General features: G+C 72.8%; 14 protein-coding genes. 10 read left to right on the forward strand and 4 right to left on the reverse strand.

Going from position 1 to position 14,903, the window contains the following annotated elements:
• Positions 1-757 (reverse strand): non-homologous end-joining DNA ligase (gene ligD, locus C1J00_RS23545; protein ID WP_102911048.1); only part of this gene is annotated, 757 nt, incomplete at its 3' end.
• 74 nt (positions 758-831) lie between these two features.
• On the opposite strand from ligD, the gene C1J00_RS23550 reads away from it, so the two are divergent.
• Entirely contained in the window at positions 832-1,896 is a 1,065-nt protein-coding gene (locus C1J00_RS23550; protein WP_102911049.1) for an ATP-dependent DNA ligase, read from the forward strand.
• Between the two features lie 25 nt (positions 1,897-1,921).
• Here C1J00_RS23550 and C1J00_RS23555 read toward each other — a convergent pair whose 3' ends face one another.
• A complete protein-coding gene (locus tag C1J00_RS23555) occupies positions 1,922-3,112 on the reverse strand; it encodes a zinc-dependent alcohol dehydrogenase (protein WP_102911050.1) in 1,191 nt (396 codons plus the stop codon).
• A 277-nt stretch (positions 3,113-3,389) separates the two neighbouring features.
• On the opposite strand from C1J00_RS23555, the gene C1J00_RS23560 reads away from it, so the two are divergent.
• Positions 3,390-4,370 carry a DUF3048 domain-containing protein gene (locus tag C1J00_RS23560; RefSeq protein WP_102911060.1) on the forward strand — a complete coding sequence of 327 codons (981 nt, stop codon included), beginning with the start codon at positions 3,390-3,392 and terminating at the stop codon, positions 4,368-4,370.
• A 22-nt stretch (positions 4,371-4,392) separates the two neighbouring features.
• Here C1J00_RS23560 and C1J00_RS23565 read toward each other — a convergent pair whose 3' ends face one another.
• Positions 4,393-4,857, reverse strand: a complete 465-nt coding sequence (locus tag C1J00_RS23565) for a MarR family winged helix-turn-helix transcriptional regulator (protein ID WP_102911051.1) — start codon at positions 4,855-4,857, stop codon at positions 4,393-4,395.
• A gap of 207 nt (positions 4,858-5,064) precedes the next feature.
• Here C1J00_RS23565 and C1J00_RS23570 point away from each other — a divergent pair, with 207 nt between their 5' ends.
• The 7 genes from C1J00_RS23570 to pcaDC all read left to right on the forward strand — a co-directional run bounded on the left by C1J00_RS23570 (position 5,065) and on the right by pcaDC (position 11,590).
• A complete protein-coding gene (locus C1J00_RS23570) occupies positions 5,065-5,820 on the forward strand; it encodes a CoA transferase subunit A (RefSeq protein WP_102911052.1) in 756 nt (251 codons plus the stop codon).
• Entirely contained in the window at positions 5,820-6,464 is a 645-nt protein-coding gene (locus C1J00_RS23575) for a CoA transferase subunit B (RefSeq protein ID WP_102911053.1), read from the forward strand. Before C1J00_RS23570 ends, C1J00_RS23575 begins: the two co-directional genes overlap by 1 nt.
• A complete protein-coding gene (locus C1J00_RS23580) occupies positions 6,461-7,663 on the forward strand; it encodes a thiolase family protein (protein ID WP_102911054.1) in 1,203 nt (400 codons plus the stop codon). The genes C1J00_RS23575 and C1J00_RS23580 overlap by 4 nt, the downstream gene beginning before the upstream one ends.
• 137 nt (positions 7,664-7,800) lie before the next feature.
• A complete protein-coding gene (pcaH, locus tag C1J00_RS23585; RefSeq protein WP_102911055.1) occupies positions 7,801-8,574 on the forward strand; it encodes a protocatechuate 3,4-dioxygenase subunit beta in 774 nt (257 codons plus the stop codon).
• Positions 8,575-8,580: 6 nt separating this feature from the next.
• On the forward strand, positions 8,581-9,186 hold the full coding sequence (pcaG, locus tag C1J00_RS23590; protein ID WP_102911056.1) for a protocatechuate 3,4-dioxygenase subunit alpha: 606 nt from the start codon (positions 8,581-8,583) through the stop codon (positions 9,184-9,186).
• Complete coding sequence (gene pcaB, locus C1J00_RS23595; protein WP_102911057.1) at positions 9,183-10,475, forward strand: 3-carboxy-cis,cis-muconate cycloisomerase; 1,293 nt, start codon at positions 9,183-9,185, stop codon at positions 10,473-10,475. Before pcaG ends, pcaB begins: the two co-directional genes overlap by 4 nt.
• Positions 10,472-11,590, forward strand: coding sequence for a bifunctional 3-oxoadipate enol-lactonase/4-carboxymuconolactone decarboxylase PcaDC (gene pcaDC, locus C1J00_RS23600; RefSeq protein WP_102911058.1), 1,119 nt, complete (start codon positions 10,472-10,474; stop codon positions 11,588-11,590). The genes pcaB and pcaDC overlap by 4 nt, the downstream gene beginning before the upstream one ends.
• Positions 11,591-11,718: 128 nt before the next feature.
• Here pcaDC and C1J00_RS23605 read toward each other — a convergent pair whose 3' ends face one another.
• Complete coding sequence (locus C1J00_RS23605) at positions 11,719-14,403, reverse strand: ATP-binding protein (protein WP_102911059.1); 2,685 nt, start codon at positions 14,401-14,403, stop codon at positions 11,719-11,721.
• 332 nt (positions 14,404-14,735) lie between these two features.
• Here C1J00_RS23605 and C1J00_RS23610 point away from each other — a divergent pair.
• The coding region (locus tag C1J00_RS23610; protein WP_146046242.1) for a DUF2510 domain-containing protein at positions 14,736-14,903 on the forward strand (168 nt) is incomplete at its 3' end.

Genomic DNA, 14,903 nt, shown 5'->3' on the forward strand with positions numbered 1-14,903 from the left:
GTGCGGAGACGGGGGCGTGCGGGCGGGGGCGTACGGAGTAGGCGGAGGCGATCGTGCGGTCGCGTGCCGTCTGGTTGTAGTCGATGAAGATGCGTCTGCCCCGCTCCTCCTTCCACCACTTGATGGTCACGTGCTCGGGCATCCGCCGTTCCATCTCCCGGCCGACGGCGATGGCGGCGCGCCGGACCTGGGTGAAGGTCCAGCGCGGTGCGATGGGCACGAAGACGTGCAGGCCCCGGCCTCCCGAGGTCTTGGGGAAGCCACGCAGCCCGCCGAACTCGTGGAGCACGGCCCGTAGTTCGTGGGCGGCGCGGGCGGCGTCGTCGTAGTCGGTGCCGGGCTGCGGGTCGAGGTCGATGCGGAGCTCGTCCGGGTGGTCGACGTCGTCGCGGCGTACCGGCCAGGGGTGGAAGGTGAGCGTGCCGAACTGGGCGGCCCACACGACCGCTCCGGCCTCGGTGGGGCACATCTCGTCGGCGCTGCGGCCGCTGGGGAAGGTGATGTGCGCGGTCGGGATCCAGCCGGGCATGTTCTTCGGCGCCCGCTTCTGGAAGAAGTTCTCGCCGGTCACGCCCTCGGGGTAGCGCTCCAGGGTGGTCGGCCGGTCGCGCAGGGCGCGCAGGATGCCGGGGCCGACGGCGATGTAGTAGCGGGCGAGGTCCAGCTTCGTGAAGCCGCGCTCCGGGAAGAACATCTTGTCCGGGCTGGACAGCCGTACGGTCCGGCCGTCCACCTCCAGTTCCACCGCGTCACCCATGCCCGCCACCGTAGGCGTCGCCCGCATACCTCGCACATCGGGCACCTACTGGCATATCGGCGCAGAATCGATCCATGGATCTGCCGGTGATGCCCCCAGTCCTGCCGATGCTCGCCAAGTCCGTGGCGGCGATCCCCGCGGGGATGCAGTACGAGGCGAAGTGGGACGGGTTCCGGGCGATCGTATTTCGCGACGGGGACGAGATCGAACTGGGCAGTCGTACCGGAAAGCCTCTGACCAGGTACTTCCCCGAGCTGGTGACGGCCGTGCGGGAGCGGTTGCCCCAGCGGTGCGTGGTGGACGGGGAGATCGTGATCGCGCGGGAGGGGCACCTGGACTTCGACGCGCTGACGGAGCGGATCCACCCGGCGGACTCGCGGGTGCGGACGCTGGCCGAGCGGACACCGGCTTCGCTCGTCGTGTTCGATCTGCTGGCGCTGGGCGACGAGCCGCTGATGGACGTCCCGCTGACCGAGCGCCGGGAGCGGCTGGCCGGGGCGCTGGCCGGGGTGCGCGCGCCGGTGCACCTGGCGCCCGCCACCACCGACATCGAGGTGGCGCGGCAGTGGTTCGAGGAGTACGAGGGGGCCGGGCTCGACGGTGTCATCGCCAAGCCGCTGACCGTGCACTACCGGCCTGATCAGCGCGCCATGTTCAAGATCAAGCACGAGCGGACGGCGGACGTCGTGGTCGCCGGGTACCGCCTGCACAAGAGCGGCCCGGTCGTGGGGTCGCTGCTGCTCGGCCTGTACGACGACCGGGGCGCCCTCCAGCACGTGGGCGTGTCCGCCGCCTTCACGATGAAGCGCCGCGCCGAGCTGGTGGAGGAACTGGAGCCGCTCCGCCTGGACGACGTGACGGGGCATCCATGGGCGGCGTGGTCCGAGGAGGCCGCCCACGAGACGGCCCGGCTACCGGGGGCGCCGAGCCGCTGGTCGGGCCGCAAGGACCTGTCGTGGGTGCCGCTGCGGCCGGACCGGGTGGCCGAGGTGGCGTACGACCACATGGAGAACGGGCAGCGTTTCCGGCACACGGCCCGCTTCCGCCGCTGGCGCCCGGACCGGACCCCCGAGAGCTGCACGTACGCGCAGCTGGAGGAGCCGGTCCGCTACGACCTGGCGGAGATCCTCGGCGGCTAGCGGTTCCGGCTATGCCCGGCAGGGCTCATGGCTGCATCAGGACCTTGACCGCGCCGTCCTGCTTGCGCTGGAACATCTCGTACGCGTGCGGAGCCTCCGACAGCGGCACCCGGTGGGTGGCGAAGTCGTCCACGCCGAGGGGGTCCTCGTCGGTCAGGTACGGGATGATCTCGTCGGTCCAGCGGCGGACGTTGGCCTGGCCCATCCTCAGCTGGATCTGCTTGTCGAACAGGGTGAGCAGCGGCATCGGGTCCGCCATGCCGCCGTAGACACCGGACAGCGAGATGGTGCCGCCGCGGCGCACCAGGTCGATGGCGGTATAGAGCGCGGCGAGGCGGTCGATGCTGAAGCGCTCGGCGATCGGGCCGCCGATCTTGCGGGGCAGGATCGCGGCGGCGTTCTGCACCATACGCGCGGCAGCGCTGCCGTGGGCCTCGGTGCCGACGGCGTCGATCACGGCGTCGGGGCCACGGCCGTCGGTCTGGTCGCGGATCGCCTCGACGAGTTCCTTCTCGTCGTCGAAGGACCGCAGGTCGAAGGTCTCCACGCCCCGAGCCTTCGCCCGGCGCAGCCGCTCCGGGACCAGGTCGACGCCGAACACCCGTCCGGCACCCTGCACCTGGGCGACGCGGCAGGCCATGTCGCCGATGGGGCCGAGACCGAGCACGGCGACGCTGCCGCCCTGCGGGACGCCGGCGTAGGCGACCGCCTGCCAGGCGGTGGGCAGGACGTCGGAGAGGTAGACGAAACGGTCGTCGGACGGGCCCTCGGGGACCTTGATCGGGCCGAACTGAGCCTGCGGTACGCGCAGGTACTCGGCCTGGGCGCCCGGCACCGCGCCGTACAGGCGGGTGTAGCCGAAGAGGGCGGCGCCCATGCCCTCGCCCTGCACCTGGGTGGTCTCGCACTGCGTGGGCAGGCCGGTCAGACACATCCAGCAGCTGCCGCAGGCGATCTGGAACGGCACCACCACCCGGTCCCCCACCTGCAGGTCCGGGACGCCGGCGCCGACCTCCTCGACGATGCCCATGGGTTCATGGCCGAGGATGTCCCCGGGGGTCATGAACGGTGTGAGCACTTCGTACAGGTGCAGGTCGGATCCGCACAGCCCGCTGGAGGTGATGCGGATGACCGCGTCCGTCGGCTCCTGGATCGTCGGATCGGGCACGTTCTCCACCCGCACGTCCCGCTTGCCCTGCCAGGTCACTGCCCTCATCGCCTCGCGCTCCCTCCGTCAGCGTGCGCGTCGGTCGTACGGCGTGGCCCGGGTACCCGGACGCCCCGCGCTGAACCTTGAGCGATCGCCCGCGCTGAGCCTGAGCCGATCGCCCGCGCTAAACCTTGACCCGATCGCCCGCGCTGAACCTTGAGCCGATCGACGGACGCCGCCGAGACACTTCACCGCCAGGAACGATCGACTATGGCCATCGATGTTCAGATAAGCGCACAATCAAGGCAGATCGATGACATAAGGCGCGGTGGCGACGGTGGGCATGGGACGAGGAGCGCGCGGACGGCGCGCCGCGACGACGGTGGCGCTGCTGGCCGCCACGTTGACGGCCGCCCTGGCCGCGGGCTGCACGAGCGGGGGCGGACCGCCCGACGACGGACGGGGCTCACCGGAGGACTCGAAGCAGGGGACATCCCCCTCGGCGGCCGGCCCCTCCGCCCTCGCCGTCAAGATCGACAACGCCGCCGCGGCCCGTCCGCACACGGGCCTCGACGCCGCGGACGTGGTCTACGCCGAGCAGGTCGAGGGCGGGCTGAGCCGGCTGATGGCGGTGTACGCGACCCGGTTGCCGGAGACGGTCGGGCCGGTGCGCAGCGCACGCGAGTCGGATCTGGAACTGCTACGCCAGTTCGACCGCCCCACGCTCGCCTTCTCCGGCGCGCAGACGAAGCTCCTGCCACTGATCGACAAGGCGCCGCTACGGGCGCAGACGCCCGGCAACGCCGCCGACGCCTTCTTCCGCGGCTCCGGCAAGAGCGCCCCTCACAACCTCTACCTGCGGCCCGGACGGATCGTGCCCGAGACCCCCGGCCAGGCCGCCCTGACCACCGGTTTCCGCTACGGCCCTGCGCCCGAAGGAGGCACGGCGACGGATTCCCGGGCGGTGCGCTACCCGGCGGCCCGTTTCACCTTCACCTGGTCGGACTCCCGCGACCGGTGGCTGGTGGGCATGGACGGCACCCCCACGACGACGGCCGGCGGGGAGCGGATGACGACCGCGACGGTCGTCGTGCAGCACGTGAAGGTGCGCGAGTCCGACTTCGGGGACTTCCTCGGCAACAACACGCCGTACACCGAGACGGTCGGCTCGGGCAAGGCGACGGTGCTGCGCGACGGGCGGGCCTGGGACGTGAACTGGAAGCGGGAGAAGGCCACGGACGGCACCTCCTTCACCACCCGCGACGGCACCCCGGTGAACTTCGCGAAGGGCCAGGTGTGGGTGGTGTACTCCGAGACGCCCTGACGGCCCGCTCGCGCCGCGTCCGTCAGCGGGGCGCCGCCAGAGGCTCCTCGGGATTGCGGAGCCCCTCGGCCGCGTCCGCGACCCGCCGGATGAGATCGAAGAACACCGTCCGCTCGTCGACGGTCAGCGGGGCGAGGAACACCTGGTTCATCCGGGCGGTGCGCACGGTCAGCCTGCGGTGCGTGCGCTCCCCCTCGCCGGTGAGGCGCAGCAGGGAGCGGCGGCCGTCCTGCGGGTCGCGGACCTTGTCGAGCAGCCCGCGCCGGCTGAGCCGGCTGATCACCTCGGCGATGGTGGACCGGTCGAGCCCCACCCGCTCCCCCACCGTGCGCTGGTCCAGGCCAGGCTCGGCGACGAGGGTGTTCAGGACCGCGAACTGGGGCGAGGTGATCTCCTCGGAGACCATCGCGTTCCACAGCAGGTGGTGCGCCTGCTGGAGCCGCCGGGCCAGGTGCCCGGGGTGGGTGGTGAGGTCCGCGGCCGCCATGTGCACCCCTCGGTCGATTTCATCGGTGCACTGAACAATACTCACAGCACGGGACCCTGTCTCCCACGTACACAGAGGATCACACGCGTATCGATAGGGGTCTTGACGCCCCTCCGGTCCTGATGGCAGCGTGAAGAACCGTTCGCGGAAATACTCAGTGCCCTGATTAATTGGGTCGGGTCGCTCGGAAGAGATGGGGCTCCTCGGATGGACAAGGTGGTCGCCACGGCCCTGGAGGCGGTGGCCGACGTGCCGGACGGCGCGTCGCTCGCGGTGGGCGGTTTCGGGCTGAGCGGTGTGCCGAACGTATTGATCGGGGCGTTGTTCGAGCGCGGCGTGGCCGGGCTGTCGGTGGTCTCCAACAACTGCGGGGCGATGGAGTCGGGCCTCGCGGTGCTGCTGGCCGCAGGCCGGATCGCCCGGGTCACCGGCTCCTACATCGGCGCCAACAAGGAGTTCGCCCGGCAGTACCTGGCCGGCGAGCTGGAGGTCGAGCTGATTCCGCAGGGCACGCTGGCCGAGCGGCTGCGGGCCGGCGGCGCCGGGATCCCGGCCTTCTACACCCCGGCCGGCGTCGGCACCCAGGTCGCCGACGGCGGGCTGCCCTGGCGCTACGACGGTGCGGGCGGGGTCGCGCTCGCCTCGCCGCCGAAGGAGGTCAGGGAGTTCGACGGCACCGAGTACGTGCTGGAGCGGGGCATCCGCACCGACTTCGCCCTGGTCCGGGCCGCCAAGGGCGACCGGCACGGCAACCTCGTCTTCAACAAGTCCTCCCGGAACTTCAACCCGCCGGCCGCGATGGCCGGGCGGATCACGGTCGCCGAGGTGGAGGAGCTGGTGGAGCCCGGCGAGATCGACCCGGACGCGGTGCACCTGCCGGGTGTCTTCGTCCAGCGGGTGCTCACGCTCACCCCGCGGCAGGCGGCGGACAAGAAGATCGAGCAGCGGACGGTGAGGTCCTGATGGCCTGGACGCGCGAGGAGATGGCCGCACGGGCGGCGCGGGAGCTGCGGGACGGCCAGTACGTCAATCTCGGCATCGGCCTGCCGACGCTGATCCCGAACCACCTTCCCGACGGCGTCGAGGTCGTCCTCGAATCGGAGAACGGCATCCTGGGCACCGGCCCCTACCCCACCGAGGACGAAGTCGACCCGGACCTGATCAACGCCGGCAAGGAGACGGTGACGGTACTGCCGGGCGCCTCCTACTTCGACTCGGCGCTGTCGTTCTCGATGATCCGGGGCGGGCACATCGACGTCGCCGTGCTCGGTGCCATGCAGGTCTCCGAGCGGGGCGACCTGGCCAACTGGGCCGTCCCCGGCAAGCTGATCACCGGGATCGGCGGGGCGATGGACCTGGTGCACGGCGCCCGCACGGTCATCGTGGTGATGACACACACCGCCAAGGACGGCTCCCCCAAGATCCTCACCGAGTGCGCGCTGCCGCTGACCGGCAAGGGGTGCGTGAACCGGATCATCACCGACCTGGGCGTCCTCGACGTCACCGACGCCGGGCTCGTCCTGGTCGAGACCGCGCCGGGTGTGACCGCCGAGGAGATCGCCAACAGGACCGATGCCGAACTGACCGTGCCGGAGGACCTGAAGTGAAGGACGTCTACATCGTCGACGCGGTGCGCACGCCGATCGGCCGCTACAACGGCGGCCTCGCGGGCGTACGCCCGGACGACCTGGCCGCGCACGCGATCCGCGAACTCCTCGGCCGCACACCGGAGCTGGACCCGGCCCGGGTCGAGGACGTGTACTTCGGCAACGCCAACGGGGCCGGCGAGGAGAACCGCAACGTCGGCCGGATGGCCGCGCTGCTCGCCGGCCTGCCCACGTCCGTGCCGGGCGTGACGGTCAACCGGCTGTGCGCGTCCGGCCTGGAGGCCGTGATCCAGGCGGCCCGGGCCATCGCGCTCGGCGACGCGTCCATCGCCCTGGCCGGCGGTGTCGAGTCCATGACCCGGGCGCCGTACGTCCTGCCCAAGAGCGACAAGCCCTTCCCGGCCGGGCACACCGAGCTGTACTCGACGACGCTCGGCTGGCGGATGGTCAACCCGCGCATGGAGCCACAGTGGACGATCCCGCTGGGCGAGTCGGCCGAACTCATCGCGGACAAGCACAAGATCGGCCGGGAGCAGCAGGACGAGTTCGCCCTGCGCAGCCACGAGAAGGCGGCGCGGGCGCAGGCCGAGGGCCTGTTCGACGGTGAGCTGGCGCCCGTGGCGGTTCCGCAGCGCAGGGGCGAGCCCGTGGTTCTCGCCGCAGACGAGAGCGTCCGCCCGGATGCCTCCCTGGCGGCGATGGCCAGGCTGAAACCGTCGTTCCGCACGGACGGCGGCACGGTGACGGCGGGCAACGCCTCGCCCCTGAACGACGGCGCGGCGGCGCTGCTGCTCGTCGACGACGAGGGGTTGAGGGCAACGGGCCGCGAGCCGCTCGCCCGCGTCCGTGCCACGGGTGTCTCCGCGACCGACCCGCACTACTTCGGGCTGGCGCCCGTGGAGGCGGTCAACCGGGCGCTGGCCAAGGCTGGCAAGGGGTTCGGCGACCTGTCCGTGCTGGAGCTGAACGAGGCGTTCGCCGCGCAGGTGCTCGGATGTGTGGCCGAGTGGCCCGAGTTCGATCCCGCGATCCTCAATGCGCAGGGCGGAGCGATCGCCCTCGGTCATCCTCTGGGGGCGTCCGGGGCACGGCTGGCCGGGACGGTGGCCCATCAGCTGGCCCGGCGGGGCCGCGGAGTCGGTGTCGCCACGCTGTGCATCGGGGTGGGTCAAGGGCTCGCTCTCGTTCTGGAACGCTGAGCGTTCCGCGCGGCTGCGGGCTGTTCGTGGCTGGTCGCGCCCGCGCGGCGGAGCCGCATATCGATCCAGCCCCGCGCCCCGTCAGGGCGCGCTCCTCGCCCCGTCGACGACAACCGTAAGAACCTTCAGGGACCCTCATGACTCTCACGCAGCACGACATCGACCAGGAGATCGCGGCCAAACACGCCGCGTACGAGAAGCGGCTCGCCGACGGAGGGCCCGTCGAGCACCAGCCCCGGCGTGACTACGCGCCCTACCGGTCATCGGTGCTCCGGCACCCCAAGCAGCCGCCGGTCACGATCGACGTCAGCAAGGATCCCGAGCTGGTGGAGCTGTTCTCCCCCGCCTTCGGGGAGCGGGACATCACCGAGATCGACAACGACCTCACCCGGCAGCACGCCGGAGAGCCGATCGGTGAGCGCATCACCGTCTCCGGACAGCTCCTGGACCGCGACGGCCGCCCGGTCCGCGGCCAGCTCGTGGAGATCTGGCAGGCCAACTCGGCGGGCCGGTACGCCCACCGGCGCGAGCAGCACGACGCCCCGCTGGACCCCAACTTCACCGGTGTGGGCCGCACGCTCACCGACGACGACGGCCGGTACCGCTTCACCACCGTCCAGCCGGGCCCCTACCCGTGGCGCCAGCACGTCAACGCCTGGCGGCCGGCGCACATCCACTTCTCGCTGTTCGGCACGGCGTTCACCCAGCGGCTCGTGACGCAGATGTACTTCCCGAGCGACCCGCTGTTCCCCTACGACCCGATCATCCAGTCCGTGACGGACGACGCGGCCCGGCAGCGGCTGGTCGCGACGTACGACCACAGCCTTTCGGTGCCGGAGTTCTCGATGGGTTACCACTGGGACATCGTGCTGGACGGCCCGCAGGCCACCTGGATCGAAGAAGGGCGCTGACCAGTCATGACGAGGATCGACACCAGTCGGCCGGACAGTGTGCTGCCCACGCCCTCGCACACCGTCGGCCCGTTCTACGGCCACGCCCTGCCGTTCCGCGGCGGCGAGGACATCGCCCCCGTCGGGCACCCGGACACCATCACCGTGCACGGCTGCGTCACCGACGGCGAGGGCACACCCCTGCCCGACGCCCTGATCGAGCTGTGGGGCCCGGACCCCGACGGCAACCTGCCGACGGCCGACGGCTCGATGCGGCGCGACCCGGCCTCGGGCGGCTTCCTCGGGCGCGACGGCGTGGAGTTCACGGGCTGGGGACGGATCCAGACCGACGCGAGCGGTCGCTGGTACGCGCGGACGCTGCGGCCCGGCGCCCGCGGGCGCAACGCCCCGTACCTGAGCGTGTGCGTGTTCGCGCGCGGGCTGCTCGTGCACCTGTACACCCGGACCTACCTGCCGGGCGACGCGGCGGCGCTCGCCGCCGATCCGCTGCTGGCCGGGCTGGCGGACGCCCGCCGCGACACGCTGATCGCCGCCGCGGAGGGGGACGGCACGTACCGTTTCGACATCCGCCTTCAGGGTGAGGGCGAGACGGTCTTCCTGGAGTTCCAGTGACATCTCCCTCAGGCGACACCGGACTGCTGGCCCCCGGGTGGGCCGGTTCGGCGGCCGCGGCGGCCACGGGCGACCACGCGTATCTGCGGGCGCTGCTGGACGCGGAGGCCGCGCTGACCCGCGCGCAGGCCGCTTTGGGGCTCGCCCCGGCCGCGGCGGCGACGGCGGTGACCGAGGCGGCCGGTGGCGCCTTCGACGCGGTCTCCCTCGCCGGGCGGGCCCGCACGGGCGGCAATCCCGTCATCCCGCTGGTCACGGATCTGACGAAGGCCGTGGGCGAGACCTACGGCCGCTACGTCCACCGGGGCGCGACCAGCCAGGACATCGTGGACACGGCGACGATGCTGGTCGCCTCACGGACCCTCGGCCTGGTCCTCGCCGACCTCGGCCGCACCGAGCGGGCCCTCGCCCGGCTGGCCGCCGAGCACCGCGACACCGCGATGCCGGGGCGGACCCTCACCCAGCACGCCGTACCGACCACGTTCGGGCTGAAGGCGGCCGGGTGGCGGTCCCTGATGCTGGACGCGCGGGACCGGGTGAAAGCCGTCCGCGAGTCGTTGCCGGCCCAACTCGGCGGTGCGGCCGGGACGCTGGCGGCCTTCGGCGCGTACGGCGCTAGCGACCCGGCCGGGCTGCCGGAGGCGTACGCCTGGGAACTCGGGCTGCGGGCGCCAGATCTGCCCTGGCACACCCTGCGGACGCCGATCGGTGACCTCGCCGCATGCCTGGCCTTCACCGCCGGCGCGCTCGGCAAGGTCGCGGTGGACGTCCTCACCCTGTCGCGCACCGAGATCGCCGAGGTCGTGGAGGGCAGCGGCGGGGGTTCGTCCGCCATGCCGCACAAGTCCAATCCCGTACGGTCCACCCTGATCGCCTCCGCCGCGCGGCGGGCACCGCAGCTCGCGGCCACGCTGTACGGGGCCATGGCCGCCGAGGACGAACGTCCGGCGGGGGCCTGGCACGCCGAGTGGGAGCCGCTGCGGGACCTGCTGCGGCTGGTCGGCGGGGCCGCCCGGGACGCCGCCGAGCTGGCGGAGGGACTGCGGGTCAGGCCCGGGATCATGCGCGAACACCTGGACCTCACCAACGGGTTCATCGTCTCCGAGCGACTGTCCGCCGAACTGGCCCCGGTGCTGGGCCGCACCCGCGCCAGGGAACTCCTCACACGGCTGGCCGCGGAGGGGCGCCCGCTCGCCGAGGCACCGGAGCTCGCGGACGCCGACCTCGATCCGACCCACTACACGGGCTCCGCCGGGGCCCTCACCGACCGTGCCCTGGAGCGACGTTGACACTCCTGAACCACCGTGCCGAAGGACCCTCCTCCGCTCCCCCGCTGCTGCTCGGCCCCTCGCTCGGCACCTCGTACGCCCTGTGGGACGAGGTGGCGCCCGAGCTGTCGGCCGGCCATCGGGTGGTCCGCTGGGACCTGCCGGGGCACGGCGGTTCGGCCGCCGGCCTCATCGGGGCGGGCGCGACGGTCGGCGACCTCGCCGGGCTGGTGCTGGCGCTCGCCGACTCGCTCGGCATCGAACGGTTCGCGTATGCGGGCGTGTCACTGGGCGGGGCCGTGGGGCTGCATCTCGCGGTGCACCATCCGCAGCGGCTGTCGTCACTGGCCGTGATCTGCTCGTCGGCGCACTTCAACGGTTCCGCGCCGTGGGAGGAGCGGGCCGCGCTGGTGCGGAGGGAGGGGCTGGCCGGACTGGCGGAGAACGCCGGCGCACGCTGGTTCGCCGACGGCTTCAGTGTGCCGCGCCTGGTCCGGGACCACCGGGACGCCGACCCCGAGGCATACGCCGCCTGCTGTGACGCACTCGCCGCGTTCGACCTGCGGGACCGGCTCGCGGAGATCGCCGTACCGGCCCTGCTGATCGCCGGTCGCGAGGATCCCGCGACGCCGCCCGCGCATCTGCGGGAGATCGCCGACGCCGTGCCGGGCGCGACGCTCGTGGAGCTGCCGGGCGCCTCGCACCTGGCGCCCGCGCAGTGCCCGGAGGCAGTGCTGACCGCCCTGCGCGCCCACTTCGGCCAGGGGGCACTCCTGGGGGTGGCGGTACGGCGCGAGGTGCTCGGCGATGCCCACGTCGACCGGGCGCAGGACCGGCAGACTCCGTTCACGGCCCGCTTCCAGGACTTCATCTCGCGCTACGCCTGGGGCGAGATCTGGACCGACCCGACCCTCTCGCGCCGCGAGCGCAGCATGATCACCCTCACGGCCCTGGTCGCCCACGGCCACTACGACGAGCTGGGCATGCACGTCCGCGCGGCCCGCCGCAACGGCCTCACCCCGGAGGAGATCGGCGCGGTGCTGCTCCAGACGGCGGTGTACTGCGGGGTGCCGGCGGCGAACTCGGCGTTCGCGACGGCTCAGCGGGTACTGGCGGAGGAGGAGGGCACGGCTTGAGGGCCGGCGGGGCGCCATGTCGGGTCCTGGCCGCCACGTCGCCTTCGCGTCGCGTCACGTCACGTCGCCTTCGCGCCTTCGCGCCTTCGCGCCTTCGCTGAGAGGTTCGCCGCCGGTCCGTGGCCGGGCTACGCCGGGCCGACACCGGCCTTGAGCGCGGCACGCGCCCGATCCGCCAGCCCGTCGGCCCCGCAGGAGACCGCCAGGTCCAGGCCGCGGCGCAGGTCGGCCGTCGAGCGGGCGGCGATGCCGAGTTCGATGCGGGCCGCCGCGTGTTCGTACTGGCAGGGCGAGGCCTCCAGGTACGTGACCGCCTGGGCGTAGAGCCGGACCGCTCGCTGGCCGGTCTCCAGGTCGGCGGCGCAGCGCAGGGCCTCTCCTATCGCCGTGTCCGAACCGAAGCGCTCGGCTCGGCGGCGGACGTCTACGGCGAGCCGGGCGGCGCGGGCCGGGTCCTCGGTGCTGAGGGCGCGGGCGAGGTCGGCCGCCCAGGGGACGAGCACCGGGTTGTGGTGGCCGCGGGCCGCCGCCGCCTTCTCCGCGGCCTCCAGTTCGTTGATGCCGTCCTTGATGCGGCCGACGGCCAGCAGCAGCCGACCGCGCACCGAACGTGGATCGGGCAGGACGATGGTGGACGGGTAGGGCGGGGCGAAGCCGTGCTGTTCGGCGACGTCCCAGGCCTGCTCGACATGGCCGCGGGCGAGCAGGGTGTCGACGAGGCTGCACGTCGCCGACCAGTACAGGGGCAGGCCACGGCCGACGCGCTCGGCGAGGCGCAGCGCCTCGCGCAGGGACGCCTCCGCCTCCTTGAGACGACCCCGCCTGCGGTGGCCGATCCCGACGTATGCGTGGGCCAGGGCGAGGTGACCACCGCTCCAGCCGGCCGTCTCGTAGGAACGCAGCGCTTCGTTGTAGAGGGTCTCGGCGCGGTCGAGGCGGTCGGTGAAGCCGTACGCGTTGGCCAGCATCAGCAGCAGTTCGATGCCCCACTCGGTGTCGGTCCAGCCGAATCCGGGGGCGAGGCGGCCGTTGACGAGGGCGCGGTCGCACAGCTCGGCGATCTCCTCGGCGTTCTCACCGTGCATCAGGGCGTCGAAGCCGCGCAGGATGAGCAGGGCCCGTTCGGAGTTGTCCCGGCCGGTGCAGGGGCGGGCGAGGTCGGCGAGCCGCCGGGAGCGGCCGGGTGAGGCGGCCTCACCGGCGTGCAGCCCCTCCCACATGAACTGCGCGGCCTGCAACCGCATCCGGTCGGGGCCCGGCTGGAGTTGTGCGGCCTCCACCTCGACCGTGCGGACGGCCTCCTCCAGCTGGTCGTTGTGGAGCAGCGCCTGGGAGAGCCGGAAGACGGCGTCGACCCGCCGGCCGCCTTGCAGGCCCGGCATGGCGAGCGCGGTCCGCAGATGGCCGATGGTGCGGGCGGGCGCGGTGAGGAAGGTGGCCTCGGCCAGTTCGTACAGCACCTGCGGGTGCGACTCGGGCCGGGGCGGTTCCTTCAGGGCGCGCTCCAGGCAGCGGCGGGCGGCGTCGGGGGCGCCGACGGCGAGGTGCTCGCGGGCGGCCTCGCGCAGTTGCCCGACGAGTTCCTCGTCGTCGTCCGGGTGCACCTCCAGGAGGTGCCGGGCAGCGGCCGCGGCTCCGTGTCCCTCGTCGGCGACGATCCGGGCGGCGATGCCGTGCATGGCGGTGCGCAGGGCGTCGGGGATGGAGTTGTAGACGGCGGACGCGATCAGCGGGTGGACGAACTCCAGGTCGCCGTCGGCGCTGCGGCCGGTCGCCGGATCGGGCGCGGTGAGGATGCGGGCGGTGCGCAGCAGGTCTGCGCACCGACGGGCGTCGTCCGGGCGCAGGGTGGCGAGCTTGGCGACCAGGCCTGTGGAGATGCCGGTGCCGAGGATGGCTGCGGCCCAGGCGAACCGGGTGGCGTCGATGCCGAGTTGCTCCAGGCGGGCGACGAGGCCGCCGCCGCGGGCCGAGCGGTTCAGTTCGCGCAGTTCACCGGCCCGGCCCTCGACCGGTTCGAGTTCGCTGTCCCGCACCCTTGCGAGGAGTTCGACGGTCTCGTAGGGGTTGCCGGCGGTGACGGCCCAGACCTCGCGGCAGAACGCGGCGTCGGCGTGTTCTCCCAGGGAGGCACGGGTGAGCCCGGCCGTGGCGTCCGGGGTGAGGGCGCTCAGCGTCGTCACGGGGCCGTCCGCGGCGGCTGCGACGGTGTCGAGGTGGCGGGCACTCGCGCCGGACGCTTCCTCGGGGCGGCGGGTGACGACGACCAGGACGGACGTCTCGTCGATGCGCTCGGCGAGCCCGGCGAGCCAGCGCAGGGTCTCCTGGTCCGCCCAGTGGGCGTCGTCGATCAGCAGCACCAGCGGCCAGTCCCGGCGGGCGAGCCGGCGCACGGCCGCGACCAGGCCGTCGCACACGCCCTGCGGGTCGGCCTGCCGGTCGCCCGGTTCCGCGATGCCGAGGGCGGGGCCCGCGATGTCGTACCAGTCGCCGAGGTACTCGCGGGCCTCCTCCGGCAGCATCGACACCAGGGCCGGCTGCAGCAGTTGCCGTACCACGTTGAAGGGGACCGACCTGAGGGTCTCGCCGCCGCGTGCCGACCAGACCGTGCAGCCGCGGGCCTCGGCGATGCGGCGGGTCTCGGCCAGCAGCGCGGTCTTGCCGAGTCCGGCCTCGGCGCGGAAGACCAGTAGTCCGCCGGGCGAGGAACGATCCGTGCACAGGATCTCGACCGCCCGCGTGACGGCGGCGACCTCCTCGTCGCGCTCCCACAGGGAAGCCGAGGCGGCGGCCGTGGGCCGTACCTCCGTCATCCCGCTACCTCCCCAAGTCGCCCGAACGACGTACTGACGTCGAGCGTAGCCGTCCGATTGCCCGAGTGGGGGGTGGTCGGGGCACCTCTTGCCGTGACGGGTGACACCGGGTGCCGCCGGGCGACGCGCCTGGCCCGTCACCAGCCGCATCGAGGTCAACGGCAGGCGGGCACACGGAAGGTGACGTTCCCTCAGCAGCCGCGGGACGCGCGTCCGCTGCTGCTTCGCCGCTCGCCGCCGTGCTGCTTCGCGGCCCAGGGGCGACCACCCCTGGAACATCCGGTTCCGGGTCCTCTCATGCCTCTTTCACCGACGCCTCATACGGTGGGGGCATGACGCAGGAGACTCCTCCCGGGTGGTACCCCGACCCCGGACAGACAAGTGACGGGCCCGCCACCGAGCGCTGGTGGGACGGCAAGACCTGGACGGACCGTGTCCGCCCGGTACAGCCGCCCGCGACCTGGGGTCCCCCGGCCGGGCCGGCGGGCGGGGCGCCGGGC

The sequence above is a fragment of the Streptomyces cahuitamycinicus genome (genome assembly GCF_002891435.1).
GTDB lineage: Bacteria > Actinomycetota > Actinomycetes > Streptomycetales > Streptomycetaceae > Streptomyces > Streptomyces cahuitamycinicus.